Source organism: Flavobacterium degerlachei (assembly GCF_900106645.1).
GTDB classification, from domain to species: Bacteria; Bacteroidota; Bacteroidia; order Flavobacteriales; family Flavobacteriaceae; genus Flavobacterium; species Flavobacterium degerlachei.
On sequence record NZ_FNMV01000001.1, the window covers coordinates 91,946 to 118,816 of the forward strand.

Genomic DNA, 26,871 nt, shown 5'->3' on the forward strand with positions numbered 1-26,871 from the left:
CTATAAATGTCAGAACTATTATTACCACCAGAGCATCGATATGCTAGAATAATAAAAGAGAAGCTAAATGAAGATGGAAGCGAGCTTTCAATCCTAAATTTAGGTCCTACTCACCCAGCTACACACGGAATTTTTCAAAATATTTTGTTGATGGATGGGGAGCGAATTTTAGAAGCAGAACCAACCATTGGTTACATACACCGTGCTTTTGAAAAAATTGCTGAAAACCGTCCTTTTTACCAAATTACACCACTTACAGACCGAATGAATTATTGCTCCTCCCCTATTAATAATATGGGATGGTGGATGACATTGGAAAAACTGTTGGATATTGAAGTACCTAAGCGTGCGCAATATTTGAGAGTTATTGTAATGGAGTTAGCAAGAATTACGGATCATATTATTTGTAACTCTATTTTAGGGGTTGATACAGGTGCTTATACAGGTTTCCTCTATGTTTTCCAATTTAGAGAAAAAGTATACGAAATCTACGAAGAAATTTGTGGTGCACGTTTGACAACTAATATGGGAAGAATTGGTGGTTTCGAAAGAGACTGGTCAGCAGAAGCTTTCAGAAAATTAGATGTGTTTTTAGAGGAATTTCCAGCAGCTTGGAAAGAATTTGAAAACCTATTCGAAAGAAACAGAATTTTCATTGACAGAACAGTTAATGTAGGAGCAATTTCTGCGGAACAAGCTATGGCTTACGGTTTCACAGGACCTAACTTACGTGCAGCAGGTGTAGATTATGACGTACGTGTATCTCAACCTTATAGTTCATACGAAGATTTTGACTTTATAGTTCCCGTTGGAAAATCTGGAGATACTTACGATCGTTTTTGCGTTCGTAATGCCGAGGTTTGGGAAAGTTTGAGCATCATTCGTCAAGCATTGGAAAAAATGCCAGAGGGTAATGATTTTCATGCAGATGTTCCAGACTATTACCTTCCGCCAAAAGAAGACGTATACACCAATATGGAATCATTAATCTACCACTTCAAAATTGTAATGGGAGAAGTTCCTATTCCAGTTGCAGAAATATACCATCCTGTTGAAGGTGGAAACGGAGAATTAGGATTTTATTTAGTAACAGACGGAAGTCGTACTCCTTACAGATTGCATTTCAGAAGACCTTGTTTTATTTATTACCAAGCCTATCCTGAAATGATTAAAGGAGCATTACTATCTGATGCGATTGTTATTTTATCAAGTTTAAATGTAATCGCTGGGGAATTAGATGCTTAAATAAAATTATAAATGATGAATTTTAAATTACGAATGTCCAAAAACATTTAAAATTTAAAATCCAAAATTTGAAATAATAAAAAATGGAACGTACACATTACAAACAAGAAATAAACATCACTGAACCATTGATGAACCGCATCAATGAATTAATCAGTCATTATCCCGCAGATAAAAGAAAATCAGCTTTGTTACCTGTTTTACATGAAGTTCAAGATGCTCATGAAAATTGGCTAAGTCCTGAATTAATGGATAAAGTAGCTGAAATACTTCAAATTTTACCAATTGAAGTTTACGAAGTGGTTTCATTTTATTCCATGTACAATCAAAGACCTATTGGAAAATACATGTTTGAATTCTGTCATACTTCTCCTTGTTGTTTGAAAGGAACTGAAGATTTGATGGATTACACTTGTGAAAAGCTAGGAGTCAAAGTGGGGGAAATTACTCCAGACGGACTATTTGAGGTAAAAGGAGTTGAATGTTTAGGAGCATGCGGGTACGCACCGATGATGCAATTAGGCGATTTTTACAAAGAGAACCTTACCGAAGACAAAATTGATCAGTTAATCGCTGATTGTAGAGATGATAAAATAATATTACACGATAAATAAGATGTCAAAAAAAATATTATTAGATAAAATAAACGTTCCAGGTATCAAAACCTATGAAGTATATCGCCAAAATGGTGGTTATGCTTCTGTAGTGAAAGCAATGAAAGCAATGACTCCTGACGAAGTTGTTGAAGAAGTGAAAAAATCAGGACTTCGCGGTCGTGGTGGAGCTGGTTTCCCTGCTGGATTGAAATGGAGTTTTATTGATAAAAAATCAGGAAAACCAAGACATTTAGTTTGCAACGCTGATGAATCAGAACCAGGAACATTCAAAGACCGTTATTTGATGGAATTTATTCCTCATTTATTGATCGAAGGAATGATTACTTCAAGTTTTGCATTGGGTGCAAACCTATCGTATATCTACATTCGTGGAGAATATATGTGGGTTTATAAAATCCTAGAAAGAGCCATTGCCGAAGCGAAAGCAGCTGGTTGGTTAGGAAAAAATATACTAGGAACTGGATACGACTTAGAACTACACGTTCATTGTGGTGCTGGTGCTTACATCTGTGGTGAAGAAACCGCTTTGATTGAATCATTGGAAGGAAAAAGAGGCAATCCTCGTATCAAGCCACCATTTCCAGCAGTTTCTGGATTGTGGGCTAACCCAACAGTGGTAAATAATGTAGAAACAATTGCTTCAGTGCCATGGATTGTAAACAATTCGGGTGATGATTATGCAAAAATAGGAATTGGAAGATCAACAGGAACCAAATTAATTTCGGCTTCAGGACATGTGAAAAATCCTGGTGTTTATGAAATCGAATTGGGATTAAGTGTTTATGAATTCATGAATTCTGACGAGTATCTTGGCGGAATGAGTTCTGACAGACCTTTGAAAGCTTTAGTACCTGGAGGTTCATCTGTGCCAATTTTACCTGCAGATTTGATTTATAAAACTGCAAATGGTGAAGATCGTTTGATGACTTATGAGTCTTTGAGTGATGGTGGATTTGCAACTGGATCAATGTTAGGTTCAGGTGGATTCATTGTATATGACGATACTTCATGTATTGTACGTAACACTTGGAACTTCGCTCGTTTTTATCATCATGAAAGCTGTGGACAATGTTCACCTTGTCGTGAAGGAACAGGCTGGTTAGAAAAAGTATTGTGGCGTATCGAAAACGGTCAAGGACGTGAAGAGGATATCGATTTACTTTGGAGCATTCAAAGTAAAATTGAAGGAAACACGATTTGCCCATTAGGAGATGCAGCTTCATGGCCAGTAGCAGCAGCTATTCGTCATTTTAGAGATGAATTTGAATATCATGTTCGTTTTCCAGAAAAAATAAAAAACAGAAACCATTTTGTTGCAGAACCTTTTGCTCAAGTAAAGCACTTAGTAACAAAACAAACAGTTTAAATTAGTTTCAAGTTTTTAGTTTTTTAGTTTCAATACCGATACTTATCGTCACTGAAACTTTAAACTTTAAACTAAAAAAACAAAAGTAAGAAATGAAAGTAACAATAGACGGTCAAGAAATTGAAGTTGAAGCAGGGACAACCATCTTGCAAGCGGCACGTATGATTGGTGGAGAATCAGTTCCCCCAGCCATGTGCTATTATTCTAAACTAAAGGGAAGCGGTGGAAAATGCCGTTGTTGTTTAGTAGAAGTAGCTAAAGGAAGTGAAGCAGATCCAAGACCTATGCCAAAACTAATGGCTTCTTGTGTAACAGGATGCATGGACGGGATGGAAGTGAACAGCAAATCTTCTGACAGAGTAAAAGAAGCAAGAGAATCTGTAACTGAATTTTTATTGATCAATCACCCATTAGATTGTCCAGTTTGTGATCAAGCAGGAGAATGTGATTTACAAGATTTAAGTTTTGAACACGGAAAAGCAAAAAGCCGTTTTATTGAAGAGAAAAGAACATTTGAACCAGAAGATATAGGTCCGAATATTCAATTACACATGAATCGTTGTATTCTTTGCTATCGTTGTGTAATGGTTGCTGATCAATTGACTGACAACCGAGTACATGGTGTAATGGATAGAGGAGATCATTCTAATATTTCGACTTGCATCTCAAAAGCAATCGACAATGAGTTCTCTGGAAATATGATTGATGTATGTCCAGTAGGTGCATTAACTGATAAAACTTTCCGTTTCAAATCAAGAGTTTGGTTCAACAAACCGTACAACGCTCATAGAGAATGTACAACACCAGGGTGTTGCGGAAAAACAACTGTTTGGATGTTTGGTGACGAAATTCAGAGAGTTACAGGCCGTAAGGACATCTACCATGAAGTAGAAGAATTCATTTGTAACGAATGTCGTTTTGACCATAAAGATCCAGCTGACTGGGTTATTGAAGGACCAAGAGAATTTGATAAAGATTCGGTTATCAATCAAAACAATTATACACAAAAACTAGATACGGTTCACATCGCTACAGAAGAAGGAATTCTTAAAGGTAGAGAACAAGACCGTAAAAAAATAAGCATGCCCGCTATCCCATTGGATAAAGAAGAAGAAGAAAATTTCAAACACGGTAATCTTTAGCAGATGGATAGTAGTATAATTATAGAAAAGAGTGTCATTATTCTGGTTGTATTTGCAATCACAATGCTAATGGCGATGTACTCAACACTTGCAGAACGTAAGGTTGCAGCATGGCTTCAAGACAGAATAGGACCTAACAGAGCGGGAAAAGGTGGGCTTTTACAACCTCTTGCCGATGGTTTAAAATTATTTTCGAAAGAAGAATTTGAGCCTAATACTCCAAATAGATTTTTGTTTTTCGTAGGACCAGCCATTGCCATGAGTACGGCATTGATGACTAGCGCCGTAATTCCTTGGGGAGATAGATTTCACTTTTTTGGAAGAGATATTATTTTACAAGCGACTGATATTGATGTTGCTTTATTATATGTTATTGGTGTTATGTCAGTAGGTGTTTACGGAATCATGATAGGTGGATGGGCGTCAAACAACAAATTCTCTCTTATGGGTGCGGTTCGTGCTGCATCACAAATGATTTCTTATGAAGTAGCGATGGGATTATCCATTATTGCTTTATTGATGATGACGGGAACGTTGAGTTTGAGAGAAATCTCAGCGCAACAACCCGGAATGCACTGGAATGTATTTTACCAACCGCTTTCTTTTTTCATCTTCTTAATTTGTGCTTTTGCTGAAACCAACAGAACGCCTTTTGATTTAGCGGAATGTGAAACAGAACTTATTGGTGGATACCACACTGAATATTCATCGATGAAAATGGGATTCTACTTATTTGCTGAATATGCAAATATGTTTATTTCATCTACCATCTTAGCTGTTTTATTCTTCGGAGGTTATAATTATCCAGGAATGAGTTGGGCAGTAGAAAACTGGGGAGTTAATATTGCTAACGTAATAGGAATTGCTGTTTTATTTGCTAAAATATGCGGATTCATTTTCCTTTATATGTGGGTAAGATGGACTATTCCAAGATTTAGATACGATCAATTGATGCATTTAGGTTGGAGAGTATTAATTCCATTATCTATCATCAATATCATCATCACTGGAATTGTGATTTTGAGAGCAGAAATAGCAATTTATTTAGGATTTTAAGTCCCCTAACCCCCAAAGGGGAATAAATTAGGAATAAATATTATCTATAAAAAAAAACCTAGCCCTGATAGCAGTGAAAATCCTTTACTTTTTTTCTTTAAAAAAGTAAAGATTGAAACGAATAACAGGAATAAGCTTTAAATAAAAATTAAAAAATGTCAATAGAAGCCATCTCCTTATCGGGAAGAAAAAAGCTAGTCTCTAACAAAGAGATGACCTTTTGGGAAAGAATGTATATTGTTGCAATTGTCAAAGGTTTGATGATTACAATTAAGCATTTATTCACTAGAAAAGTTACGATTCAGTATCCAGAGGAAGTTCGTGAAATGAGCCCAGTTTACCGTGGACAACATATGTTGAAACGCGATGAGCAAGGTAGAGAGAACTGTACTGCTTGTGGATTATGTGCTTTGTCATGTCCTGCGGAAGCGATTACCATGAAAGCCGAAGAACGCAAACCAGACGAAAAACATTTGTACCGTGAGGAAAAATACGCTTCGATATATGAAATCAATATGTTGCGTTGTATTTTTTGTGGATTGTGCGAGGAAGCTTGTCCAAAAGACGCTATTTATTTGACGACTTCAAAAGTATTGGTTCCTTCAAGTTACGACAGAGAAGATTTTATTTTTGGAAAAGATAAATTAGTCATGCCTTTAGATATCGCAATGAAAAATGCACAACTTAAAAACGCCAACTAATGTCAACTATACTTATTATTTTTTGTGTTTTAGCTGCCGTTACTGTGTTAACCGCTTTTTTGACCATCTTTAGCAGAAACCCAATTCACAGCGCACTTTATCTTGTTATTTGTTTTTTCTCAATTGCAGGACATTATTTATTACTGAACTCACAGTTTTTAGCCGTAGTTCATATTATTGTATACTCGGGAGCGATTATGATTTTGTTCTTATTCACCATCATGTTAATGAATTTGAATAAAGAAAATGAAGTGCACAAACCAAGAATCACACGTTTAGGAGCAATTGTTTCCTTTTGCTTGATTTGTCTCGTATTACTTGCCGTTTTCATCAACTCTAAACCTATTGTTGGAGAATACATCAGTACTGGTGAAGATTATCAATCTATAAAAGTTTTAGGAAAAGTGTTACTGAATGAGTACATGGTTCCTTTCGAATTTGCATCAATATTGCTTTTAGTAGCAATGATTGGAACTGTTCTATTGTCTAAAAAAGAAAAAACAGAGAAATAACATGAACAATATTTTAAATGAAATAGGCATCGAAAACTATATCTTCCTTTCTGTAATACTTTTTTGTATTGGAGTTTTTGGAGTTTTATACAGACGAAATGCTATCATCGTATTTATGTCTATCGAAATCATGCTTAATGCAGTGAATCTTCTGTTTGTTGCTTTTTCAACCTATCACCAAGATGCACAAGGACAAATTTTCGTCTTTTTCTCAATGGCCGTAGCTGCTGCAGAAGTTGCCGTAGGATTAGCCATTCTAGTTTCGATATTTAGAAATTTAGGTTCGATTGACATCAATAATTTAAAAAACTTAAAAGGATAAACTATAATGAATACAAATTTAGCTTTACTCTTATTATTAGCTCCTTTTATCGGGTTTCTATTTAATATTTTCTTTGGCAAAAGTATCGGAAAAACAGCTTCAGGAGTTATCGGTACTCTTATGATTGTCGTATCTTTTATTGTGACTTTATATTTCTTTGGAGCAATCACAGCAAAACCTGAAGGAATTCATATTTCTCTTTTTGATTGGATTCAAATTAGTAATTTCAAAGTAGATTTTGGATTTCAATTTGACCAACTATCAGTACTTTGGTTGCTTTTTGTAACAGGAATTGGATCATTAATTCACATGTACTCTATCAGCTATATGCATGATGACGAGAATATGCATAAGTATTTTGCTTATTTGAACCTGTTTATATTCTTCATGATTACTTTGGTAATTGGAAGTAACTTATTAGTATTATTCATTGGTTGGGAAGGTGTTGGACTCTGTTCTTATCTCCTTATCGGATTCTGGCATAAAAACCAAGAGTTCAATGATGCTGCTAAGAAAGCATTCATCATGAATAGAATAGGAGATCTTGGATTATTAATCGGGATATTCATAATTGGTTCATTGTTTTCTACTCTAGATTACGCTACCTTAAAAACAGCTATCGCTGGCGCAACAGATCTTAATATGTATTGGATTTCTGCTGCCGCTTTTGCTTTGTTTATTGGAGCTTGTGGAAAATCAGCACAAATACCTTTGTATACTTGGTTACCAGATGCGATGGCAGGACCTACTCCAGTTTCGGCATTAATACATGCTGCAACTATGGTAACTGCAGGTATCTTTATGATTACAAGATTAAATTATTTATTTGATTTAGCTCCAGACGTTCAAAATATCATTGCCATTGTAGGAGCCGTTACCTCTCTTGTAGCTGCAACTATTGCTTTGGTTCAAACGGATATCAAAAAAGTACTAGCCTACTCTACCGTTTCTCAATTAGGATTAATGTTCTTGGCATTAGGTTTAGGAGCTTACGAAGTAGCCGTTTTTCACGTTATCACGCACGCTTTCTTTAAAGCTTGTTTGTTCTTAGGATCTGGTTCAGTAATTCATGCTTTGCATGGAGAACAAGACATGAGAAAAATGGGTGGATTGAAAAAAGTGATGACTATCACCTTTGTAACTTTCTTAATCTCTTCATTAGCGATTTCAGGAATCCCTCCTTTTTCAGGTTTCTTCTCTAAAGATGAAATCCTAATGGTTGCTTTTGAGCACAACAAAATACTTTGGTTCATTGCTTCATTAGCATCACTAATGACTGCATTCTATATGTTCCGTTTATTATATCTTACTTTCTTCAAAGAATTCAGAGGTACAGCAGAGCAAAAAAGTCATTTACATGAAAGTCCAACACTAATCACTTTCCCATTAATTGTTTTGGCAATATTGGCAACATTAGGTGGATTGATCAGTCTACCAACAAATAGCTGGTTAAATGAATACTTGGCGCCTTTATTTACAAAAGTAGCTACAGAGGAGCACCACTTTGGAACTTCAGAATATATGTTGATGTTAGTTGCCGTAATTGGTGGATTAGTAGGAATTGGAATTGCATACTCTAAATACATCAAACAAAACCTAGTTCCTGAAGAGGATGAAAAAATCACTGGTTTTGCCAAAGTTCTTTACAACAAATACTATGTTGACGAAATTTATGATTCCTTATTTGTGAAATCAATAAATGGATTGTCAAAATTCTTTAGAGATAATGTAGAAACTACTTTATCATCTTTAGTTTTCGGATTAGGAAAAGTAACCAATGAAATAGGTTTTCAAGGTAAAAAATTACAAAGCGGAAGTATTGGTTTTTATCTTTTTGCTTTTGTTTTAGGCATTTGTGCCATCATAACCTATTTATTTTTAGCTCAATAATTTTATACTATGAATGTATCTCTAATATTAATTCTACTTTTAGTTGGCGCATTTGCAACTTATATTTCTGGCGATAAAGTGGCTTCAAAAGTGGCTTTGTTCTTTGGCTTATCTGCTCTAGGATGCTCGCTTGTATTGTTAAACCACTTTAATTCGGGTGAAAACATTAGCTTTTTATGCCAATGGATAAACCAACCCAATGTTTCTTTTGCCTTAAAGGCAGACGGATTATCAATTGCCATGCTTTTATTAACAACGGCATTGACACCAATTATTATTTATACATCATTTGGAACTGAATATAAAAACGCGAAAGCTTTTTATTCATTAATCCTATTTATGTCTTTTGCAATGGTTGGAACCTTCCTTGCAGCAGACGGACTTTTATATTACATCTTCTGGGAATTAGCCTTAATTCCTATTTACTTTATTGCTTTAATTTGGGGTAACGGTGATGCTGAAGAACGTAAAAAAGCAGTAGTAAAATTCTTTATCTACACTTTAGCAGGTTCGTTATTTATGCTAATTGCATTTATCTACTTATACCAACAAGCAGGAAGTTTTTTAATTGAAGACTTATACAAATTGAACTTATCAGCAACAGAACAATTATGGATATTCCTGGCATTCTTCTTAGCTTATGCAATTAAAATTCCAATTATTCCTTTCCATACTTGGCAAGCAAATGTGTACCAAAAAGCACCAGCTGTAGGTACAATGCTTCTTTCAGGAATTATGTTGAAAATGGGTCTTTACAGTATCATTCGTTGGCAATTGCCAATTACTCCGCTTGCAGCAAAAGAATACATGTATATCTTCGTCAGCCTTGGAGTTGCTGGAGTAATTTATGGTTCAATTGTAGCATTGAGACAAAAAGACTTAAAGAAACTATTAGCTTACTCTTCATTAGCCCACGTTGGACTAATCGCAGCAGGTACTTATACTTTAACTATTGACGGATTGCGAGGTGCAGTTTTACAAATGATTGCTCACGGATTTGTAGTAGTTGGATTGTTCTTTATCTCTGAAATTATTTTTAGAAGATATGAAACAAGAACTATTTCTGAAATGGGAGGTATTCGTACACAATCGCCAAAATTTGCTTCGATGTTCTTGCTTTTAGTTTTGGCATCAGTAGCATTACCTACTACTTTTAACTTTGTTGGTGAGTTTACCGTATTATATAGCCTTTCTCAAATCAATGTTTGGTTTGCCTTTTTAGGTGGAACAACAATTATCTTGGGTGCTTACTATATGTTAAAAATGTACCAACAAGTAATGTTAGGAGAAACAAATACAAAAGTGTTTGCTGATGTAACTTTCAAAGAAGGTTTTGCTTTGGTTCTTATCATCGGAGTATTATTCTTTTTCGGAATGTATCCAAAACCAATTACAGACTTAATCACACCAAGTCTTGAAGAGATTTTAAAAGTCATAAACAGGGTTTAGATTTTTAATTTCAGAATTAAGATTAACGATTTTTGATTTCAGATTTTATGTGATATAAAAAATGATTCATGCCAAAATACAGAATAGTAAAATAATATTAATAAAAACAAAATAGGTCTATAGTAGAAAGAAGATTGAAATTTAAAAGTCAAACATTTTAAATCCCAAATCTAAAATCTCAATTCCTAAATCTAAAATCACAATGAATACATTAATAGCTATAATAGGATTAGGTGTTTTATGCCTTTTATTTGAAATTTTCGAATTAAGGAAAGCCATTGTTCCTATAACAATTATTGGATTATTGGCCGTTCTTGGTCTGAACATATCTGAATTTAATTCTCCAGAAGCCTATTACAATAACATGATTATTGTAAGTAAGTTTTCAACTGCATTCTCTGGTTTGTTTATCATACTAACTATATTCTTGGTTGCCTTGAGTCATAAAGTGTATGAAAACCACCAAACAAAAATATCTGATTTCATTGCCATTAAAGTGTTTTTATTGGCAGGAACAGTTGCCATGGTTTCTTTTGGAAACTTAGCGATGTTCTTCTTAGGAATCGAAGTATTGTCAATCGCCTTATATATTTTGGCGGCAAGCAATAGATTGAGTGTCAAAAGTAACGAAGCAGGATTAAAATATTTCTTAATGGGTTCTTTCGCCTCAGGAATTATATTGTTCGGTATTTGTTTGATATACGGAGCTATGGGAACATTTGACGTTACTGAAATCAGCGAACTATCGAGATCAGCTGAATTACCAGTTTGGTTTCCAATTGGGATTGTTTTAGTAACAATTGGAATGTTTTTCAAAATTGCAGCTGTACCGTTTCATTTCTGGGCACCTGATGTTTACGAAGGTTCACCAGCATTAACAACTGCCTTAATGAGTACTTTGGCTAAAGTTGTAGCCATTGCTACCTTATTTAAGCTATTAACGGTTATGAATGCAGAAGTATCTTCTTCTTTCCAAATAGTTGTTGTGATCATTTCTATGGCATCGATGACCGTAGGAAATATTATGGCTTTGCGTCAGGTGAACGTAAAACGTATGTTAGCTTACTCTGGTATTTCACATGCTGGATTTATGTTAATGACTTTACTAAGCGTGACAAATGCTGCAGGAAGTTTATTGTATTACACTTCGGCTTATGCCCTAGCAGGAATCGCTGCTTTTAGCGTTATTCTGTATGTTTGTAAAAACACCGAAAATGAAGATATCACGAATTTCCACGGATTAGGAAAAACCAACCCATTATTGGCTGCTATTTTAACTGCGTCTTTATTGTCTATGGCTGGTATCCCGATTTTTGCAGGATTTTTTGCCAAAATGGTTTTGTTCAATCAAACGATTCAGGCTGGTTATATCGCTTTAGTTATAGTTGCTGTAGTGAATTCGATTATAAGCGTAGGATATTACTTTAAATTGATCTTAGCGATGTACACTAAAGAGCCTAATGAAGCTAGAACAGGAACTCCAGTTGTTATTTATGCCGTTGCCGTTATTGCAATCGTTTTGAATATTGCTTTAGGTTTGTTTCCATCATTAGTTTTGGACTTGCTAGCATAATAATTCAACACAAAAAGATACAAAACCCATCAAATTAATTTGATGGGTTTTTTGCTATTATAGCAATCCGTGACATTGCACCTACCCAGCCAATTCCCAATAAAAATATAAATCACATAGAGTTCCAAAGTAGATTTACTACATTTGTATATACAAGCAATAATACTGCAATAAATAAAATTATAATGGAAAATAAATTAAAAATACAGATTTGGTCAGATATTATGTGTCCTTATTGCTACATAGGAAAAAGAAGAATCGAAGGTGCACTAGAGCAATTTGAACATAAAGATGCCGTTGAAATAGAATGGAAAAGTTTCCAATTGGACTCCAACTTCATTGCTTCAGAAGATGATGATATGGCAGAACACTTGGCCACAAAATACCAAAAAGACAAACAATGGGCTCAGGAAATGATGGACAGCATGACTGAAAACGCAAAAAACTCAGGATTGGATTTCCATTTTGAAAAAGCAATTATGGCTAATTCATTTAATGCACATCGTCTGTTACATTTGGCTAAGAAATACAACTTATCAAATGAGTTAGAAGAACTATTGTTTAAAGCCTACCTAACTGATGGTAAAAACGTAAATGATCTAGCCACTTTAAGTGAATTAGGATTACAAGTAGGATTGGAAATTAAAGAGATTGAAGCCGTACTACAGTCGGATGCTTATGCAAAAGAAGTAAAAGAGGATATCCTTGAAGCCCAATCAATAGGAGTGCAAGGAGTTCCATTTTTTGTTTTGGATAACAAATATGCAGTATCAGGTGCACAACATGTGGAAACTTTCGTCAAAACTTTAGAAAAGGTATGGGAAGAAGGGAAATTTGACACAAAACCAACGCTGTTGAATACCACAGATGGTGACAGCTGCGGTATAGATGGTTGTGACTAGATTCCTTCTAAAACAAAAGCCCACTGACATTTTTGTCAGCGGGCTTTTTTAATCAATAATTTATAACAACCTAATTTCTTTTTACGATTCTAACATCTACAGTAGTTGCTACTCTATTATCACGTTGTAAAACTATAGGCTCATTAGATCTATAATCACGGTCGTTTGACTTTCTGTCACTTCCGTACTCATAGTCCTTATTTTGATTAGTTGCATATCCTCTACCGCCTTTTACAGACCCGTAAGTGTCTACCACTTGACCTCTACGGTTATAGATAATCTCTAAGCCACCTACTCGTTCCAAGGCAAAACGATTGTAAGACATTTGAACAGAACCTATACGTTTTATTCTATCATTTGAATCAAAATCAATTGAAACATTTCCAATTCGTGTCACATTGCCCCATCTATCGTATTGCACTTTTACACCGTAATTATCTTTGCGAAAAGAAGCGGATGAACCATAGTTTCTATTTCCATTCCCTCTTTTGTTTGGTTTAAAAGATTTATCTCTCGCTGAAGAACGCGCATTAAAATCAAATTCGCCATCGGCAAATACATAGAACTGAATTCCACCTTCTGTGAAAATAACAGGTTCCGCATTTCTAAAATCAACAGCTACTCGTCTCTCACTAGACAAGTTGTTTTTCTCTGTTGCATTTGCTACACCACCTCCCATTAAAAGGATACTAGCTACTAAAAAGGTAATTTTTTTCATGATAATTATATTTTGTGTTTTGCTTACTCTTGAGCTTTTCGGCTTACGCTTTTACTTATTTGATTAGGTATATTCAAGTAGCGTGCCAAAACTTTTTTTCTCGAATCCCGTGATAAGCATCTGTACTAATTTTAACAATTAAAAACACTTTAATTTAACAAATATTCAACCTAACAAATAATACTATATGTTTGCTACAATTGTAACAAAGTGGGAGTTACTTACACTTATAAGAACTTTCATAATTCAAAATCCTCATTGTTTTTTTGAAGTATACTTCTATAAACATTTACTAATTACAATTAGAAAAAGAGCTTTCTCTAAAAAGAATTTTAAGTAAAAACGATTGCACTCTGTTTTTGCCTTTGACTTCAAGTATTCAAACAACTCATTAATGACAGTAATGGAAATTATACTAAATACATTATTACGCCTACAAATTTAGTAGAAGCGCCTACAATTATAAAAACCCTACCAGTAAGCGAAGTATATATATTAGATCAAACAAATTATGAACTAAAACCCTAGCCCGCAGTATATCAAAATTTCGTAAAAGACATCTACGACGCACTCGTAAAAGGTAAATCAAGACTAAACAAATACAAAAAAATGATTATTATTTTCTAAACCTTTAGAGAACCATTAGGTATGAAGGAAGGCTTTATTAACTTTTGTACTGACAACTAAATTTTTTATGAGGTCATTACAGAATTTTCGAATAGAATAATCCAAACTGCCGAAGTGTATGTCATCCCAGGTGATCGTGATTTAGTTAGTGTTATTGAAACATCCAAGCATCAAAACTTACAACTAGATGTGGATTATGGAATAATTTTATACAATAACACACTACTTAAAAAATTAGTTAGAAACGGAATCATAACTATTTCAACCAATTTTGAAGCAATGGGGAAAATATTAGCCCAAATGATCTCTAAAGGAGAACGTAAACAAATTGAGAATAAATGCGCTTTAATTCTACACAATTCACTGTAGTATAAAATCAAAAAAGTCTTAATGACAAAAGACTTGAATGAGGAATGCAAGAATAATTCTTATTTGTTTATATTTAACGACAGTTCTAGTAAAATGATCCTTAGTTTTTTTTACTAATATAACATTGTGAAAATTTTATAACTGATTAAGAAATCATACCAATGTGAGGAGCTGCAAATCGACGTAGATACACAACTTTAAGTTGGTTCAAATATAAATTAATAAAAAAAAAAGACTAAAAATAATTATATAATAAATTTAATACCGTGAGTGAATTAATACCAAATAACAATGACTTTATCTTATATACCACACCAAATGGCAGTATTAAAATAGAAGCTTTTATTCAGGGAGAAACCATTTGGCTTACGCAGCAGAAAATATCCGATTTATTTGAAGTGGACAGAACGGTAGTGACCAAGCACTTGAAAAACATTTATCAAGAGAAAGAATTACTAAAAGAGGCAACAAGTGCAAAATTTGCACAAGTTCAAAAAGAAGGCCACAGAGAAGTAAAACGTAACATTGAATACTACAATTTAGACGCCATCATTTCCCTTGGTTACCGTGTAAATTCCAGCAAAGCTACCCAGTTTCGTATTTGGGCAACCAATACCCTTAAAGAGTACATTATCAAAGGTTTTGCCATGAATGACGAACGTTTAAAGCAAGGTACAACCACATTTGGTAAAGATTATTTCAAAGAATTACTAGATAGAGTTCGTTCTATTCGAACAAGCGAGCGTAGGATATACCAACAAATCACAGATATATTTGCAGAATGTAGTATTGATTACAACCCGAAAGCGGAAGTAACCAAAAACTTTTACGCTACAGTTCAAAACAAATTTCACTTTGCCATTTCAGGTAAAACAGCAGCCGAAATCATTTATTTAAATGCCGATAGTTCAAAACCACAAATGGGATTGACAACTTTCAAAAATGCACCAGACGGAAGAATTCTAAAGTTAGACATAGGAATAGCCAAAAACTATCTCGACGAAAAAGAAATCAAACAGCTAGAACGAACCGTTTCTGCCTATTTTGATTATATCGAAATTCTTATAGAACGTCAAAACACATTTACAATGGAAGCATTGGCAGAAAGCGTGAACAAGTTTCTAAACTTTAACGAATATAAAATATTAGAAGGCTTAGGAACAATTTCGCACCAACAAGCCATAAACAAAGCATCTAACGAATACGATAGTTTTAATAAAACACAAAAAATAAACTCGGACTTTGATAAACAGATAAGAGGTTTGGATAAAAAGAATAAGGAGTAGTCATATAACAATTCCTAAGATAAATTTAATGTGCTTAAATTATGAAAAAAGAAGAATGAACTATTTGTTAATTAATGGTAAGTACAGAACTGTTGAAGTTCAAAATCCAATATATAATGATATTAATACAGAACTTCGAAAAATAAACAAATCCCCCTTATGAAACTAAAGTACATAAAAGATCATATATCCATAAAAAAATTCGAAGATTTTGAAATTGAAGACTTTTCAGTTATAACAGGACTTAACGGATCTGGGAAATCTCATCTATTAAATGCAATAGACAATGGGGCTATAAAAATTGAAAACATTGACAGTGATGAAATAATTCTTTATAATTACGATGATTTTAATGTTTTTAACTTTGATCACAGTAACACTGAAACTAAATTACAGCAAAAGCAAACCGTTTTTGCAGACAAGAGTAATAGATTCACACAAAAAATAAATGAAAAGAAAAATATCATTTTAAATTCCTTTCATTTAAATCATAACATAGAAGGAATTACTATTGATGAACATCTATTAAATACTATTTTTTATTTAAAAATTACTGAATGGAGTGAAGAAGATTTTTTAAGTTACGAACAATTAACTAATGAAGAGTTAATTAATCATCAAAATTTATCACCTAAGCATCAATCATTACTGTCTCATTTCCCAATATTCACATACAATATAAGTGTTAGAAATTTTATTATTGCATTACAAGATCTTTACTATAAGAATTTATCCTTACAGCTAATTAGAAACCATGGTTATTCTATTGAATATTTAAAATTAGACAATGCTGAAATCAGTAAGATAAGTAAATTATTAGAACTAGATAATAATTTAAATTTATGGGATCAAACATTAAGAAATAAATACTCTGAACAGTCATTAAATTTTATCGAAAATATAAAGATGGCTATCCCTGACTTTAACATGAATCATATTAATGAAATAGTTATTAAAATCCCTATAGTATATAAAGAGATACTAGATTACTTTTCTGAAAACGCAGACAAAAAAACCCTAGATCAGTTTAAATCTGTTAATAGAGAAGAAAATTTATTTAAAAATATACAAGTTGGAAATGGATTTTTTAATTTAAAAGAATTAGAAAGTCAAGAAAAGCAATACCAAATAAGCAAAAAAACCAATGAATATAAAGAATTACTAAACATAAGAGACAGTAATGAATCTTTCTACACTCAGAAACAATTTATAGAAATTTATGGAGAGTCACCTGTTTCAATACTAAACCAAGTCCTAGAAGAATATGATTGTAATGGATATGAGTTTAGACAAAGTGAGTTAAATTATGTTTTTGGAACAGATATAAATCAACAAAACATACACATTTCATTATTTAACAAAGCTGGCAATTACACTACAAATTTAGAATCTCTTTCTTCTGGAGAAAAAACATTATTAGCATTAGCTTTTTCGATATATACCTTAAGAAAAAACAAGATTATCGCAAAAGTTTTTTTAATGGATGAATTGGACTCAGCTTTACATCCTTTAATGTCCAAAAGACTTATTGATGTGCTTTATTATTACTTTTATCAGAAATTGGGAATACATATAATTATATCGACACATTCTCCATCTACAGTTGCTTTTGCCCCTGAAGAAAGCTTACTGATTATGCGAAAAGAAGAACCTCGATTAATAAAAACCAACAAAGATAAAGCTTTAAAAGAGCTAACATTAGGAGTACCTTCTTTTAGTATAAATTATGAAAATAGAAGACAAATTTTTGTTGAAAGTCCATATGATGTGGAATATTACGAATCTTTGTATAATATTTTTAAAGATTACCTAAATAGCGAAATTTCATTAAATTTTATTGCCTGTGGGGACGTTCAAAAAGACAAGAACAGACAACCGAAAAATGGTTGCAAAATTGTCATCGAAATCACAACAATCCTAAGGAATTCAGGTAACAATTTAATTTTTGGAATAATCGATTGGGATTGGGAAAAAGCAATACCTAAGAACAATTATGTAAAAGTACTAGGTTATAATTATAGACACAGTATTGAAAACTTCATATTAGATCCACTGTTAATCGGTCTATTCTTAATAAGAGAAAAAATACTTAAAACTGAATATTTTGGATTAAATAAAAATTTATCACTAAGCGATTTACTTAATTTAAACGGAGAGCAATGCCAGAAAATAATTAACAAAGTTGAATCGGATTTTGTACAGAAAACAGATATAATTTTAACAACAAAGCATCAATACTCAACAATTAAAAATCTTAACCTTGAAATAGATGACTTTATTAAAATGACGCAAGGTCATAAATTAGAAACTCTTTATAAACAAGTATATCCTAAATTATGTGCATTCGCAAGTAAAGAAAACCAACTAAAGAATACTATCATTTCAAAAGTAATTGAAGATTTTATTGATTACACTCCAAAAGATCTCTTAGATGTTTTAAAAAGCACACAAGAAATCTAAATTTTGCGCTTTCAATCCACCATCTAAAAAGAAAAAACCTCGTAATCTAAAGATTACGAGGTTTTTATGTACCCGGAGCCGGAGTCGAACCGGCACGGTTTCCCACAGGTGTTTGAGACCAGCGCGTCTACCAATTCCGCCATCCGGGCTTAGCAGACAGAAGTAACAACAGTTACTTCACGCAATAAAGAGATATTTAGTGGTAGCCAAACATCTTTTTCCTTTAACACGGTGCAAATGTAAAAAATAATATTAAAAGTTCTACTAAAAAATCTTAATTTTTTCCTTTCACAGTTGAATAAATTTCATAAATTTGCAGCTCGTTAAAAACGAGACACACAACTAACTACACCCGAGGCAAATACAAACATAAGGCTTTACAGAAATAACAAAGCCGAACTGTATGGAGCGCAGCGGAATAAAAACAACAAATTAAATGTCACACCTAGAACCAGAAGCTAAAATTTTTGCTTGTTCACAAAGTGTTTATCTAGCGGAAAAGATTGCCGAGAAATACGGGATTCCATTAGGTAAGGTTACCATGTCAAAATACAGTGACGGTGAATTCCAACCTTCTTACGAAGAGTCTATCAGAGGGTTACGTGTATTTATTGTTTGTTCTACTTTTCCAAATTCAGACAATCTGATGGAATTGTTACTTATGATCGATGCTGCAAAACGTGCTTCAGCAAGACATATAACTGCAGTAATTCCTTACTTCGGTTGGGCAAGACAAGACAGAAAAGACAAGCCAAGAGTTCCGATAGGAGCTAAACTAACAGCAAAATTGTTAGAAACAGCTGGTGCAACAAGAGTAATGACCATGGATTTGCATGCAGATCAAATTCAAGGATTTTTTGAAAAACCAGTAGACCATCTTTTTGCTTCTACTATCTTTTTACCTTATGTAGAAAGCTTAGGACTAGACAATTTGACTATTGCTTCTCCAGATATGGGAGGTTCAAAAAGAGCTTATGCCTATTCTAAGTTTTTAGAATCAGACGTAGTTATTTGTTACAAACAAAGAAAAGCAGCTAATATTATTGGCACCATGGAATTAATTGGTGAAGTAAAAGGTAAAAATGTAATCTTAGTAGATGACATGATTGATACCGGTGGTACTTTGGCGAAAGCCGCAGATTTAATGATGGAAAAAGGAGCATTGAGCGTTAGAGCGATTTGTACACACGCCATCTTATCAGGAGATGCTTACGAGAAAATAGAAAAATCTCAATTATTAGAATTAATCGTTACCGATTCGATCCCATTAAAGAAAGAATCAAATAAAATTAGAGTGTTGAGTTGTGCACCTCTTTTCGCTGATGTAATGCACATGGTGCACCACAACAATTCCATAAGTGGAAAATTCATAATGTAGCAACCAGTTCGTGTGATTATTAAAATAATTACAAAAAACTGCTAAACAAGAATTATTAACAATTATATATATTACAATGAAATCGATTACAATTAAAGGATCAGAAAGAGAAAGCGTGGGAAAAGTTGCGACTAAAGCCTTACGTAATGCTGGAGCGGTTCCTTGCGTGTTATACGGAGGAGATCAACCAGTACATTTTTCAGCAGAAGAAAAAGCATTCAAAAGCTTGGTTTACACTCCAAACGCTCACACAGTTGTGATTGAATTGGCTAAAGGAAAATCATTCAATGCAATTCTACAAGACATTCAGGTTCACCCAGTGTCTGACAGAATATTGCATATTGACTTCTTTCAAATTTTTGATGAAAAAGAAATCACTATTGAAGTGCCAGTAAAAATCATCGGTAACTCTAAAGGAGTTATGGCAGGTGGAGATTTACGTTTAAACAACCGTAAACTTAAAGTAAGAGCTTTGCCTAAAAATCTTCCTGATTTTGTTGAAGCTGACATTACTCCACTTAACATGGGTAACAAATTATACGTTACTAAAGTTCCTACTCCAGACTTTAAAATCATGCACCCAGACAACACTGTTATCTGTCAAGTGAAGATTTCTCGTGCTGCTATGAAAGCGGCTCAAGAAGCTGCAAAAGCAGCAAAAGCAGGACCTGCAAAAGGAAAGAAAAAATAATATTTTCTCTACAAATACTAAAGCATCAGTTTCACAACTGGTGCTTTTTTTTTGACATCACTTTTTTTTAGGAGCACAAATACTTATTTCTACACACCATTTGTCCCGCTATTCACTTCAATCTTTCTGCCCGCCAAAAAAGGCGCACAAAAAGGATTTCCATTACTATCGGGGCTGTTTTACCGCTTTTTTACCTTTAGAAAACGCCTTCAACCTACAACACCAAATTATCTAGTTATCTAATTGACAATTTATCTAATTAAGAGTACTTTTGCAGCATGATAAAATGGATAAGAACTATATTTTCATCAAAACAAACAAAAGACAATACCGTTTCTATGAAACCGGAGGTTCACGAACACCAAAAAATCGACACAAAAAGCATGAGTAATAAATTTTTAATTGTTGGACTTGGCAACATTGGCGCTGAGTACGTGAACACCCGTCATAACATTGGATTCAAAATACTGGACTATTTTGCAAAAAAAGAGGCGCTTTCGTTCCAGACAGTAAAACTAGGCGCACTAGCCGAATACAAATTCAAGGGACGAACATTCTTTCTTCTGAAGCCCAATACCTACATGAATCTAAGCGGAAAAGCCGTGCAGTATTGGATGGAAAAAGAAAACATTCCGCTCGAAAATCTATTTGTTATTACGGATGATTTGAATTTATCATTTGGAACCATCCGCATTAAACCAAAAGGAAGTGACGGCGGCCACAATGGACTAAAAAACATCAACCTAATACTGAACACCAATCAATATACCCGTTTTCGTTTTGGAATCAGCGATGAATTCAAAAAAGGAAAACAAGTAGACTATGTACTTGGTGACTGGGATGATCAAGAAAAAGCTGCCCTTCCTGAAAGGCTAGAAATAGCATCTGAAATCATAAAATCTTTTGGAACTGCAGGACTAGAAAACACCATGACCGCATTTAACGGAAAATAAAAAAAGGGAAACATACTGATATGTTTCCCTTTTTTTTATTTTTATACATTGACTATAGAATAACTATCTTTTTAACTTCTTTTCTTTCCCCATCAATTACAGTCATCAAATAAAGTCCTGCCTGAACGTTTTGCAACTGGATACTTTCATTAAAATTACCATTATTTTCATATTCCTTTTCGAATACTTTCCTACCTAACAAATCGTGAACCATCACTTTTACTTCGGCTGTAGATTGACTGCTAAATTGAATATAAAAAACACCTTTACTCGGGTTAGGATACATTACGAAGTCATTAATTTCAAAATCAGCTGTAGCTAATGTAAATGTTTGTGTACAAATTGTCATGGAAGCCGCATTTAAAGTCCCCAAATCCCCTGAAAAAGCATCCCTAATTCTGAATGTCCAAGTTCCTTGTGGATTTTCTCCATTAAACGCCGCTAATGGCTGAAAAGGAGCTACAGTTTGAACAGTAGCGACTCCGCAAGCAAGCTCGTCTCCTAAATCATCATAGTTCACAATCAAACTACCATTTCTATTCCCGCAACTCTTGTCAAACAATTTTACGGTTGTACCTTGAGGACTTACTATCTCCATTTCAACATCAGCAAGATAAGCATGCTTAAAATCTACGTTAAAATTAACATCAGACACTGTAGCTGTTGTAGCCGAAAAAGCTATTGTCCTAGTGGTATAAGCTGCTTGTTCTGGAATAGGGAATGGTGCAGCAAAAGTAAAAGAAGCACAAGACGATTGAACTGAATACCCAATAGAAAAAGGTTTGCTATTAATTGCATAAAAAACATTAGCAGTTGGCTCTATTAAAATCCTACAGTTTTTAGCTTCAATATTAGGAACTGTAATTGCCTGCGAACCATCATTTGGCGTATTCGCTTGCAAAGTTGTAGGAAAAGTCAAACCACCATCAGTCGATAATTTAATATTCACATTTGTTGATCCTCCCATTACATCAGAACCATTAACACTCCAAGTTATTGTTTGACTTGTCCCTTGAACCCAACTTGTGTTTTCTACATTTTGCGATGTCACTGCAAATGGACCAGCTGTTCCACTTACGGTAATGATAGCTTCATCTGAATTTGTTTGTGCAGTCCCAGCTGCCGCATTATCCCTTGCGGTTAACACAAAACGAAGCGTTCTAGCAATAGTAGAAACCGACTCCCATTTACTTGTCAATTTATTAGACAACACATTGTTATAGGTCGGCATGTAGCGTATGGAACTAGCTTCTGGATACAAAGATCTAAATAACGGCCCGTCTGTTTTAGTTGAAACAGCCAAACTGTTTGCACCACTTGAACTAGTGGCAGCGTCATTTTGCTCCCAGGTATAGCTTAGAACGTCACCAGCAGAATCTGAGCCCGTTCCCTTTAACACAAAAGCAGTCCCTTTAGGAATCAAATAGTCAAAACCAGCATTTATAACTGGCGGAATATTGGTTAAAGCAGTATTAACTGGACATGTTTTTGTACTAAGATTATCTTGAATTTGTTTAATACTGGCATAAGCAAAATAATCATCTGAATTAGACTGAATATCATAATCTGTAGTTATTCCTGCATATCCCATAATAGTAGATCCACTACCAGGTTCAACATTCACACCAGTACCCTCAAGCTCATAGGAAAAGGTATGATTCGCACCTAGTTGATGCCCCATTTCATGAGCAACAAAATCAATGTCAAAAGTATCTCCTTCGGGCTTGTTATCTGAAGGTGAGGTATAGGCACTCCCTTTACCTGTACCACACACGCAACCAATGCAACCCGCATTCCCACCTCCTCCTGAAGCACCAAATAAATGACCAATATCATAATTAGCACTCCCTATTTTGCTAGTTAAATCAGCCTGTAATTCATTGGACCATTCTCCGCCAGCTCCAGCGGTTGCATCAGAAAATGGGTCTGTAGCAGCATTTGTATATGTTATCAAATTATTATTAGCTATAAGTACCAACTTTAACGCCAAATCCTTATTAAAAATACCATTGACACGTGTCATCGTCGCATTCATCCCTGCTAGTGCCTTAGCTTGAGTCCCCCCATGATAAACAGCATACTCTCCTGTACAGGCTAAGGCTAAACGCAACGTCTTAAAAACCTTATTATTAGCAGTAGTTTTCGCTGTCTTATTTAGTAATTGTTTATTTAAAGCTACGTCCTCCGTTTGACAAAGAAATGGCAAACTCCCTGCATCTCTGTATTTAGAAGATAAAACAACATAAAGAGAAGGATCCTCTGTATAAGTCTCTATAAATTCAGATCCACTACCAGCTCTTAAAACCATGGATTGAAGTCCCTCCAGAGACAAACTAAAATTTACCGAAGCCTTAGCATCTGTAATTCCAATTCCGGCATACGCTCTAATTTCAGGATATTTTGCTTGCAATTCCGGTTCGAAATTAGACGATTCCCATACCCGAAACTTCTCCATTACTCCAGCCGAATTTGGAATACTAATTTCAACACTTCCTTTTTTTGAGGTTATGCTATTTATTGTAGCCAATGATTCTACTAAAATATTTTGATCTAAACGATATAACGACTGTTTTATGGAGCTAGGTTTATCCGAATTGTTATCAAAAGTAGATACAGAACTTTGCTCTATTTTTTTCCACGGCGATTGATTTTGGGCCTGTGCCGATGAAAACCAAATCAGAATGACTATATATAAGATGTTTTTTTTCATGGACAACACTATTTATGCTTCAAAATTAAAGGATTTAATTTAATCCCGTAATGCAAAACCTCTATAATAGACAAATTTAACCTTTGATTTAAAAATATTAGCTTCCTTTTCTCTCAATTTTGATGAAAATCGATTTACTATACTTTAGATTTAAAATAGATAGTATAAATTTGCGCCACTATAAAAACATATATTTTGAAGATTTTTCGTTCCATACAGGATTTCAGTACCACAAAAAAAACCATACTCACTTTAGGCACTTTTGATGGGGTACACTTTGGCCATAGAAAAATTCTGGAAAGAGTATTGCAAAATACCGAAATTGATAAATATGAAAGCTTGGTGCTTACCTTTTTTCCACATCCAAGAATGGTTTTACAGGAGAAGTCAAACATAAAACTATTGAATACCATAACGGAAAAAATAGAATTATTGGAAAAAATAGGAATTCAAAACCTTGTTATACATCCATTCGACGAAATTTTCTCGAGATTAACTGCAGAAGAATTTGTCAGTTCTGTACTTGTTAACCAATTACACATCCATAAAATAATTATCGGCCACGACCATCGTTTTGGTAGAAATCGAACAGCTAATATTGACGACCTTATCGGTTTTGGAAAGCAATATGGATTTGAAGTGGAACAAATATCCGTTCAGGAAATAAATGAAATTTCAGTAAGTTCTACCAAAATTAGGACAGCGCTATCAGAAGGGAACATGATTCTAGCCAATAAATATTTGGGATACGACTATTTTCTAACTGGTACGGTTTTTAAAGGAAAACAGCTAGGAAGAACCATTGGATTTCCTACTGCCAACTTAAAAATAGAAGAGGACTACAAACTCATCCCTAAAAACGGCGTTTACATTGTAAAAAGTACGATAAACAAAGAAATTGTTTTTGGAATAATGAATATCGGTTTTAACCCAACAGTAGAGGGAGAAAACCTATCTATCGAAATCCATTATTTTAATTTCAATTCTGACTTGTATGACCAAGAAATAACGGTTTCCATTCTCCACTACATACGTCCTGAGCAAAAATTCAATTCAGTTGACTTACTGAAAGAACAATTAGAAAAAGACAAAATTTTTGCATTAGCGTACTTGGAGTAATTTCAAGAAAATTAAAAAATTTCTTAGCGTTTTTCGTAAAACATCTTTATATTTTACGTAAATTTGATAGGCAACACCTTGTTTATCAAGTAGATGATTTTTTAACTTTAGAAACCAAAACGTATGAAACTGCCAAAAGAATTATACAACGGAGTCATTATTTTCATAGGAATTGGCCTCTATTTCATATTGATGGAAATATTAGGACTTGCTGATTTATATTATTTACGTCTATTTAATGTGCTATTTGTCTTTTATGGCACTAATAGAACACTAAAAATGAACTACGAAGAAGGAAAGACCGTATTTACCAGCAATGCTACCTCAGCACTGCTTACTTCTCTAATAGGAGTGTTTTTAAGTGTTATTGGGCTGATTACCTATAGTTATATACAAGGTGGTGACGCATACCTTCAGTCGTTATCAAAAACATTTTTATTTGGTGGTTCCCCTTCAATAATGACCTATAGTATCAGTTTACTTTTTGAAGGAATAGTGTCAGCTGTAATAATTTCATTTATGCTAATGCTTTATTGGAATAATCGACTTGTTTCTGACAATCAATAAGTTAGATAAGCGTTTTTATCCTTCTATAAAAATACTGTCCTCAACTTTAGGTTACCGATTTTTAGTACAGTGTTCTATTCGTCTCAAATAAAACCAACAAGATGAAACTACCAAAAGAATTAGTTAACGGATCTATTATATTTATTGGAATCACAGCTTACTTTCTATTAATGGTTATTTTAGGTTATGGGAATTCGTTTTATCTACGGCTCGTCAACATCTTTTTTGTTTTCTATGGCGTCAATAGGACAATCCAAATGAATGTTAAGGAAGGGCAAACAGACTTTGTTTCAAATGCTGTTTCAACAATGGTTACCTCCCTTATTGGGGTGTTTTTAAGCATCATCGGATTGGTTATTTATAGCTATATGCAGGGAGGAGATGACTATGTACAATCGTTATCCGAAACCTTTTTATTTGGAGGAAACCCATCAATATTCATCTATTCTGTCAGTTTGCTTTTTGAAGGGATTGCCTCTTCGGTAATTGTCACCATGTTACTGATGCTGTACTGGAACAACCGCCTTACAGCTGATTAGCAATGCTTGTTGAATAGTATTACTGCTTTATAATATGCATTTCAATCACTTAATTATTTTATAACTTAAATCAACAACCATGAAACCACCTAAAGAATTAATAAATGGAATACTTATTTTTATTGGAACAAGCTTTTATTATCTATTAATGGATATCTTAGGACTTTCAGATCTGTTTTATTTACGCTTCCTAAGTGTTTTCTTTATTTATTACGGCATAAATAGAACTATAAAAATGAATCTTGCCCAAGGAAAGAGAAACTTAGCCTCAGATGCAGGTTCAGCGCTTACAACCGGTTTTATTGGAGTAGCACTATCTATCTTAGGCATAATTATATTCGCCTACCTAAACGGAGGTGATTCCTATGTTAGTTCCTTGCCTAAAACATTTTTCTTAGGCGGTGATCCTTCCTTAATGACTTATTCCATTTCTTTACTCATTGAAGGGATTTCCTTTGTAGTAATTATTACTATGCTACTATTGTTCTACTGGAACAACCGCCTTACAACTGACTAACAATTGGTGTTTAAAGATTGTCTATTACTTTTCAACAGCATTACATTGCTTCTTTGGAACAGTTTGAATACTTTCCGGACATCAAAAAACCGCAACAATGAGCATTAAAAAACACAATTGGGCAAAAGAATAAATTATTGCAATTTATAATAGCCTAATGGA

24 protein-coding genes and 1 tRNA gene are annotated in these 26,871 nt (G+C 33.9%); 22 read left to right on the forward strand and 3 right to left on the reverse strand.

Features of this window, described 5'->3' with window-relative positions; genetic code table 11:
• Positions 1 to 6: 6 nt before the first annotated feature.
• The 12 genes from BLV91_RS00375 to BLV91_RS00430 all read left to right on the forward strand — a co-directional run bounded on the left by BLV91_RS00375 (position 7) and on the right by BLV91_RS00430 (position 12,775).
• Entirely contained in the window at positions 7 to 1,245 is a 1,239-nt protein-coding gene (locus BLV91_RS00375; RefSeq protein WP_091428409.1) for an NADH-quinone oxidoreductase subunit D, read from the forward strand.
• Positions 1,246 to 1,328: 83 nt separating this feature from the next.
• Entirely contained in the window at positions 1,329 to 1,859 is a 531-nt protein-coding gene (locus BLV91_RS00380) for an NADH-quinone oxidoreductase subunit NuoE family protein (protein ID WP_091428411.1), read from the forward strand.
• Position 1,860: 1 nt separating this feature from the next.
• Positions 1,861 to 3,228, forward strand: coding sequence for an NADH-quinone oxidoreductase subunit NuoF (nuoF, locus tag BLV91_RS00385; protein WP_091428413.1), 1,368 nt, complete (start codon positions 1,861 to 1,863; stop codon positions 3,226 to 3,228).
• Between the two features lie 92 nt (positions 3,229 to 3,320).
• On the forward strand, positions 3,321 to 4,370 hold the full coding sequence (locus BLV91_RS00390; protein ID WP_091428414.1) for an NADH-quinone oxidoreductase subunit G: 1,050 nt from the start codon (positions 3,321 to 3,323) through the stop codon (positions 4,368 to 4,370).
• 3 nt (positions 4,371 to 4,373) lie between these two features.
• Positions 4,374 to 5,426 carry an NADH-quinone oxidoreductase subunit NuoH gene (gene nuoH, locus BLV91_RS00395; protein WP_091428416.1) on the forward strand — a complete coding sequence of 351 codons (1,053 nt, stop codon included), beginning with the start codon at positions 4,374 to 4,376 and terminating at the stop codon, positions 5,424 to 5,426.
• A 155-nt stretch (positions 5,427 to 5,581) separates the two neighbouring features.
• The gene (locus BLV91_RS00400; protein WP_091428417.1) at positions 5,582 to 6,127 is read left to right on the forward strand and encodes a NuoI/complex I 23 kDa subunit family protein; all 546 of its coding nucleotides are present in this window, start codon (positions 5,582 to 5,584) and stop codon (positions 6,125 to 6,127) included.
• Entirely contained in the window at positions 6,127 to 6,639 is a 513-nt protein-coding gene (locus BLV91_RS00405) for an NADH-quinone oxidoreductase subunit J family protein (RefSeq protein WP_091428419.1), read from the forward strand. Before BLV91_RS00400 ends, BLV91_RS00405 begins: the two co-directional genes overlap by 1 nt.
• Before the next feature lies 1 nt (position 6,640).
• Positions 6,641 to 6,961 (forward strand): NADH-quinone oxidoreductase subunit NuoK, encoded by a 321-nt coding sequence (nuoK, locus tag BLV91_RS00410; RefSeq protein WP_091428421.1) that lies wholly within the window; start codon positions 6,641 to 6,643, stop codon positions 6,959 to 6,961.
• Between the two features lie 6 nt (positions 6,962 to 6,967).
• Entirely contained in the window at positions 6,968 to 8,851 is a 1,884-nt protein-coding gene (gene nuoL / locus BLV91_RS00415) for an NADH-quinone oxidoreductase subunit L (protein WP_091428424.1), read from the forward strand.
• Positions 8,852 to 8,860: 9 nt separating this feature from the next.
• Complete coding sequence (locus BLV91_RS00420; protein ID WP_091428426.1) at positions 8,861 to 10,300, forward strand: complex I subunit 4 family protein; 1,440 nt, start codon at positions 8,861 to 8,863, stop codon at positions 10,298 to 10,300.
• A 202-nt stretch (positions 10,301 to 10,502) separates the two neighbouring features.
• A complete protein-coding gene (locus BLV91_RS00425; RefSeq protein WP_091428429.1) occupies positions 10,503 to 11,873 on the forward strand; it encodes an NADH-quinone oxidoreductase subunit N in 1,371 nt (456 codons plus the stop codon).
• Positions 11,874 to 12,058: 185 nt separating this feature from the next.
• Positions 12,059 to 12,775: a DsbA family oxidoreductase gene (locus BLV91_RS00430; RefSeq protein WP_091428431.1), complete on the forward strand. Its 717-nt coding sequence runs from the start codon at positions 12,059 to 12,061 to the stop codon at positions 12,773 to 12,775.
• 70 nt (positions 12,776 to 12,845) lie between these two features.
• Here BLV91_RS00430 and BLV91_RS00435 read toward each other — a convergent pair whose 3' ends face one another.
• Positions 12,846 to 13,493: a hypothetical protein gene (locus BLV91_RS00435; RefSeq protein WP_139262244.1), complete on the reverse strand. Its 648-nt coding sequence runs from the start codon at positions 13,491 to 13,493 to the stop codon at positions 12,846 to 12,848.
• Positions 13,494 to 14,234: 741 nt separating this feature from the next.
• Between BLV91_RS00435 and BLV91_RS16925 the strand changes: the two genes are divergently transcribed.
• From BLV91_RS16925 to BLV91_RS00450, 3 genes are all read left to right on the forward strand, one after another.
• Positions 14,235 to 14,489 (forward strand): hypothetical protein, encoded by a 255-nt coding sequence (locus BLV91_RS16925; RefSeq protein ID WP_175513921.1) that lies wholly within the window; start codon positions 14,235 to 14,237, stop codon positions 14,487 to 14,489.
• A gap of 266 nt (positions 14,490 to 14,755) precedes the next feature.
• Positions 14,756 to 15,775, forward strand: a complete 1,020-nt coding sequence (locus BLV91_RS00445; protein ID WP_245709574.1) for a virulence RhuM family protein — start codon at positions 14,756 to 14,758, stop codon at positions 15,773 to 15,775.
• A 159-nt stretch (positions 15,776 to 15,934) separates the two neighbouring features.
• Entirely contained in the window at positions 15,935 to 18,235 is a 2,301-nt protein-coding gene (locus tag BLV91_RS00450) for an AAA family ATPase (RefSeq protein WP_091428435.1), read from the forward strand.
• A 69-nt stretch (positions 18,236 to 18,304) separates the two neighbouring features.
• On the opposite strand, the gene BLV91_RS00455 is transcribed toward BLV91_RS00450, so the two are convergent.
• Positions 18,305 to 18,384, reverse strand: a tRNA-Leu gene (locus BLV91_RS00455).
• Positions 18,385 to 18,671: 287 nt separating this feature from the next.
• Between BLV91_RS00455 and BLV91_RS00460 the strand changes: the two genes are divergently transcribed.
• The 3 genes from BLV91_RS00460 (at position 18,672) to pth (ending at position 21,257) form a co-directional block, all read left to right on the forward strand.
• On the forward strand, positions 18,672 to 19,613 hold the full coding sequence (locus BLV91_RS00460) for a ribose-phosphate pyrophosphokinase (RefSeq protein WP_091428438.1): 942 nt from the start codon (positions 18,672 to 18,674) through the stop codon (positions 19,611 to 19,613).
• 76 nt (positions 19,614 to 19,689) lie between these two features.
• On the forward strand, positions 19,690 to 20,304 hold the full coding sequence (locus BLV91_RS00465; RefSeq protein WP_091428441.1) for a 50S ribosomal protein L25/general stress protein Ctc: 615 nt from the start codon (positions 19,690 to 19,692) through the stop codon (positions 20,302 to 20,304).
• Between the two features lie 278 nt (positions 20,305 to 20,582).
• Entirely contained in the window at positions 20,583 to 21,257 is a 675-nt protein-coding gene (gene pth / locus BLV91_RS00470; RefSeq protein WP_091428444.1) for an aminoacyl-tRNA hydrolase, read from the forward strand.
• Positions 21,258 to 21,309: 52 nt separating this feature from the next.
• On the opposite strand, the gene BLV91_RS00475 is transcribed toward pth, so the two are convergent.
• Entirely contained in the window at positions 21,310 to 23,967 is a 2,658-nt protein-coding gene (locus BLV91_RS00475) for a zinc-dependent metalloprotease (protein WP_091428447.1), read from the reverse strand.
• A gap of 195 nt (positions 23,968 to 24,162) precedes the next feature.
• On the opposite strand from BLV91_RS00475, the gene BLV91_RS00480 reads away from it, so the two are divergent.
• The 4 genes from BLV91_RS00480 to BLV91_RS00495 all read left to right on the forward strand — a co-directional run bounded on the left by BLV91_RS00480 (position 24,163) and on the right by BLV91_RS00495 (position 26,709).
• Entirely contained in the window at positions 24,163 to 25,086 is a 924-nt protein-coding gene (locus BLV91_RS00480; RefSeq protein WP_091428449.1) for a bifunctional riboflavin kinase/FAD synthetase, read from the forward strand.
• A 123-nt stretch (positions 25,087 to 25,209) separates the two neighbouring features.
• On the forward strand, positions 25,210 to 25,653 hold the full coding sequence (locus BLV91_RS00485) for a hypothetical protein (protein WP_091428451.1): 444 nt from the start codon (positions 25,210 to 25,212) through the stop codon (positions 25,651 to 25,653).
• A 101-nt stretch (positions 25,654 to 25,754) separates the two neighbouring features.
• Positions 25,755 to 26,192 (forward strand): hypothetical protein, encoded by a 438-nt coding sequence (locus BLV91_RS00490; protein ID WP_091428453.1) that lies wholly within the window; start codon positions 25,755 to 25,757, stop codon positions 26,190 to 26,192.
• A gap of 79 nt (positions 26,193 to 26,271) precedes the next feature.
• A complete protein-coding gene (locus tag BLV91_RS00495; protein ID WP_091428455.1) occupies positions 26,272 to 26,709 on the forward strand; it encodes a hypothetical protein in 438 nt (145 codons plus the stop codon).
• The last annotated feature ends 162 nt before the right edge of the window (positions 26,710 to 26,871 follow it).

Coding starts and splice junctions, on each gene's coding strand:
- BLV91_RS00375 (WP_091428409.1), top strand. CDS start 7: ATGTCAGAACTATTATTACCACCAGAGCATCGATATGCTAGAATAATA.
- BLV91_RS00380 (WP_091428411.1), top strand. CDS start 1,329: ATGGAACGTACACATTACAAACAAGAAATAAACATCACTGAACCATTG.
- nuoF (WP_091428413.1), top strand. CDS start 1,861: ATGTCAAAAAAAATATTATTAGATAAAATAAACGTTCCAGGTATCAAA.
- BLV91_RS00390 (WP_091428414.1), top strand. CDS start 3,321: ATGAAAGTAACAATAGACGGTCAAGAAATTGAAGTTGAAGCAGGGACA.
- nuoH (WP_091428416.1), top strand. CDS start 4,374: ATGGATAGTAGTATAATTATAGAAAAGAGTGTCATTATTCTGGTTGTA.
- BLV91_RS00400 (WP_091428417.1), top strand. CDS start 5,582: ATGTCAATAGAAGCCATCTCCTTATCGGGAAGAAAAAAGCTAGTCTCT.
- BLV91_RS00405 (WP_091428419.1), top strand. CDS start 6,127: ATGTCAACTATACTTATTATTTTTTGTGTTTTAGCTGCCGTTACTGTG.
- nuoK (WP_091428421.1), top strand. CDS start 6,641: ATGAACAATATTTTAAATGAAATAGGCATCGAAAACTATATCTTCCTT.
- nuoL (WP_091428424.1), top strand. CDS start 6,968: ATGAATACAAATTTAGCTTTACTCTTATTATTAGCTCCTTTTATCGGG.
- BLV91_RS00420 (WP_091428426.1), top strand. CDS start 8,861: ATGAATGTATCTCTAATATTAATTCTACTTTTAGTTGGCGCATTTGCA.
- BLV91_RS00425 (WP_091428429.1), top strand. CDS start 10,503: ATGAATACATTAATAGCTATAATAGGATTAGGTGTTTTATGCCTTTTA.
- BLV91_RS00430 (WP_091428431.1), top strand. CDS start 12,059: ATGGAAAATAAATTAAAAATACAGATTTGGTCAGATATTATGTGTCCT.
- BLV91_RS00435 (WP_139262244.1), bottom strand. CDS start 13,493: ATGAAAAAAATTACCTTTTTAGTAGCTAGTATCCTTTTAATGGGAGGT.
- BLV91_RS00450 (WP_091428435.1), top strand. CDS start 15,935: ATGAAACTAAAGTACATAAAAGATCATATATCCATAAAAAAATTCGAA.
- BLV91_RS00460 (WP_091428438.1), top strand. CDS start 18,672: ATGTCACACCTAGAACCAGAAGCTAAAATTTTTGCTTGTTCACAAAGT.
- BLV91_RS00465 (WP_091428441.1), top strand. CDS start 19,690: ATGAAATCGATTACAATTAAAGGATCAGAAAGAGAAAGCGTGGGAAAA.
- pth (WP_091428444.1), top strand. CDS start 20,583: ATGATAAAATGGATAAGAACTATATTTTCATCAAAACAAACAAAAGAC.
- BLV91_RS00475 (WP_091428447.1), bottom strand. CDS start 23,967: ATGAAAAAAAACATCTTATATATAGTCATTCTGATTTGGTTTTCATCG.
- BLV91_RS00485 (WP_091428451.1), top strand. CDS start 25,210: ATGAAACTGCCAAAAGAATTATACAACGGAGTCATTATTTTCATAGGA.
- BLV91_RS00490 (WP_091428453.1), top strand. CDS start 25,755: ATGAAACTACCAAAAGAATTAGTTAACGGATCTATTATATTTATTGGA.
- BLV91_RS00495 (WP_091428455.1), top strand. CDS start 26,272: ATGAAACCACCTAAAGAATTAATAAATGGAATACTTATTTTTATTGGA.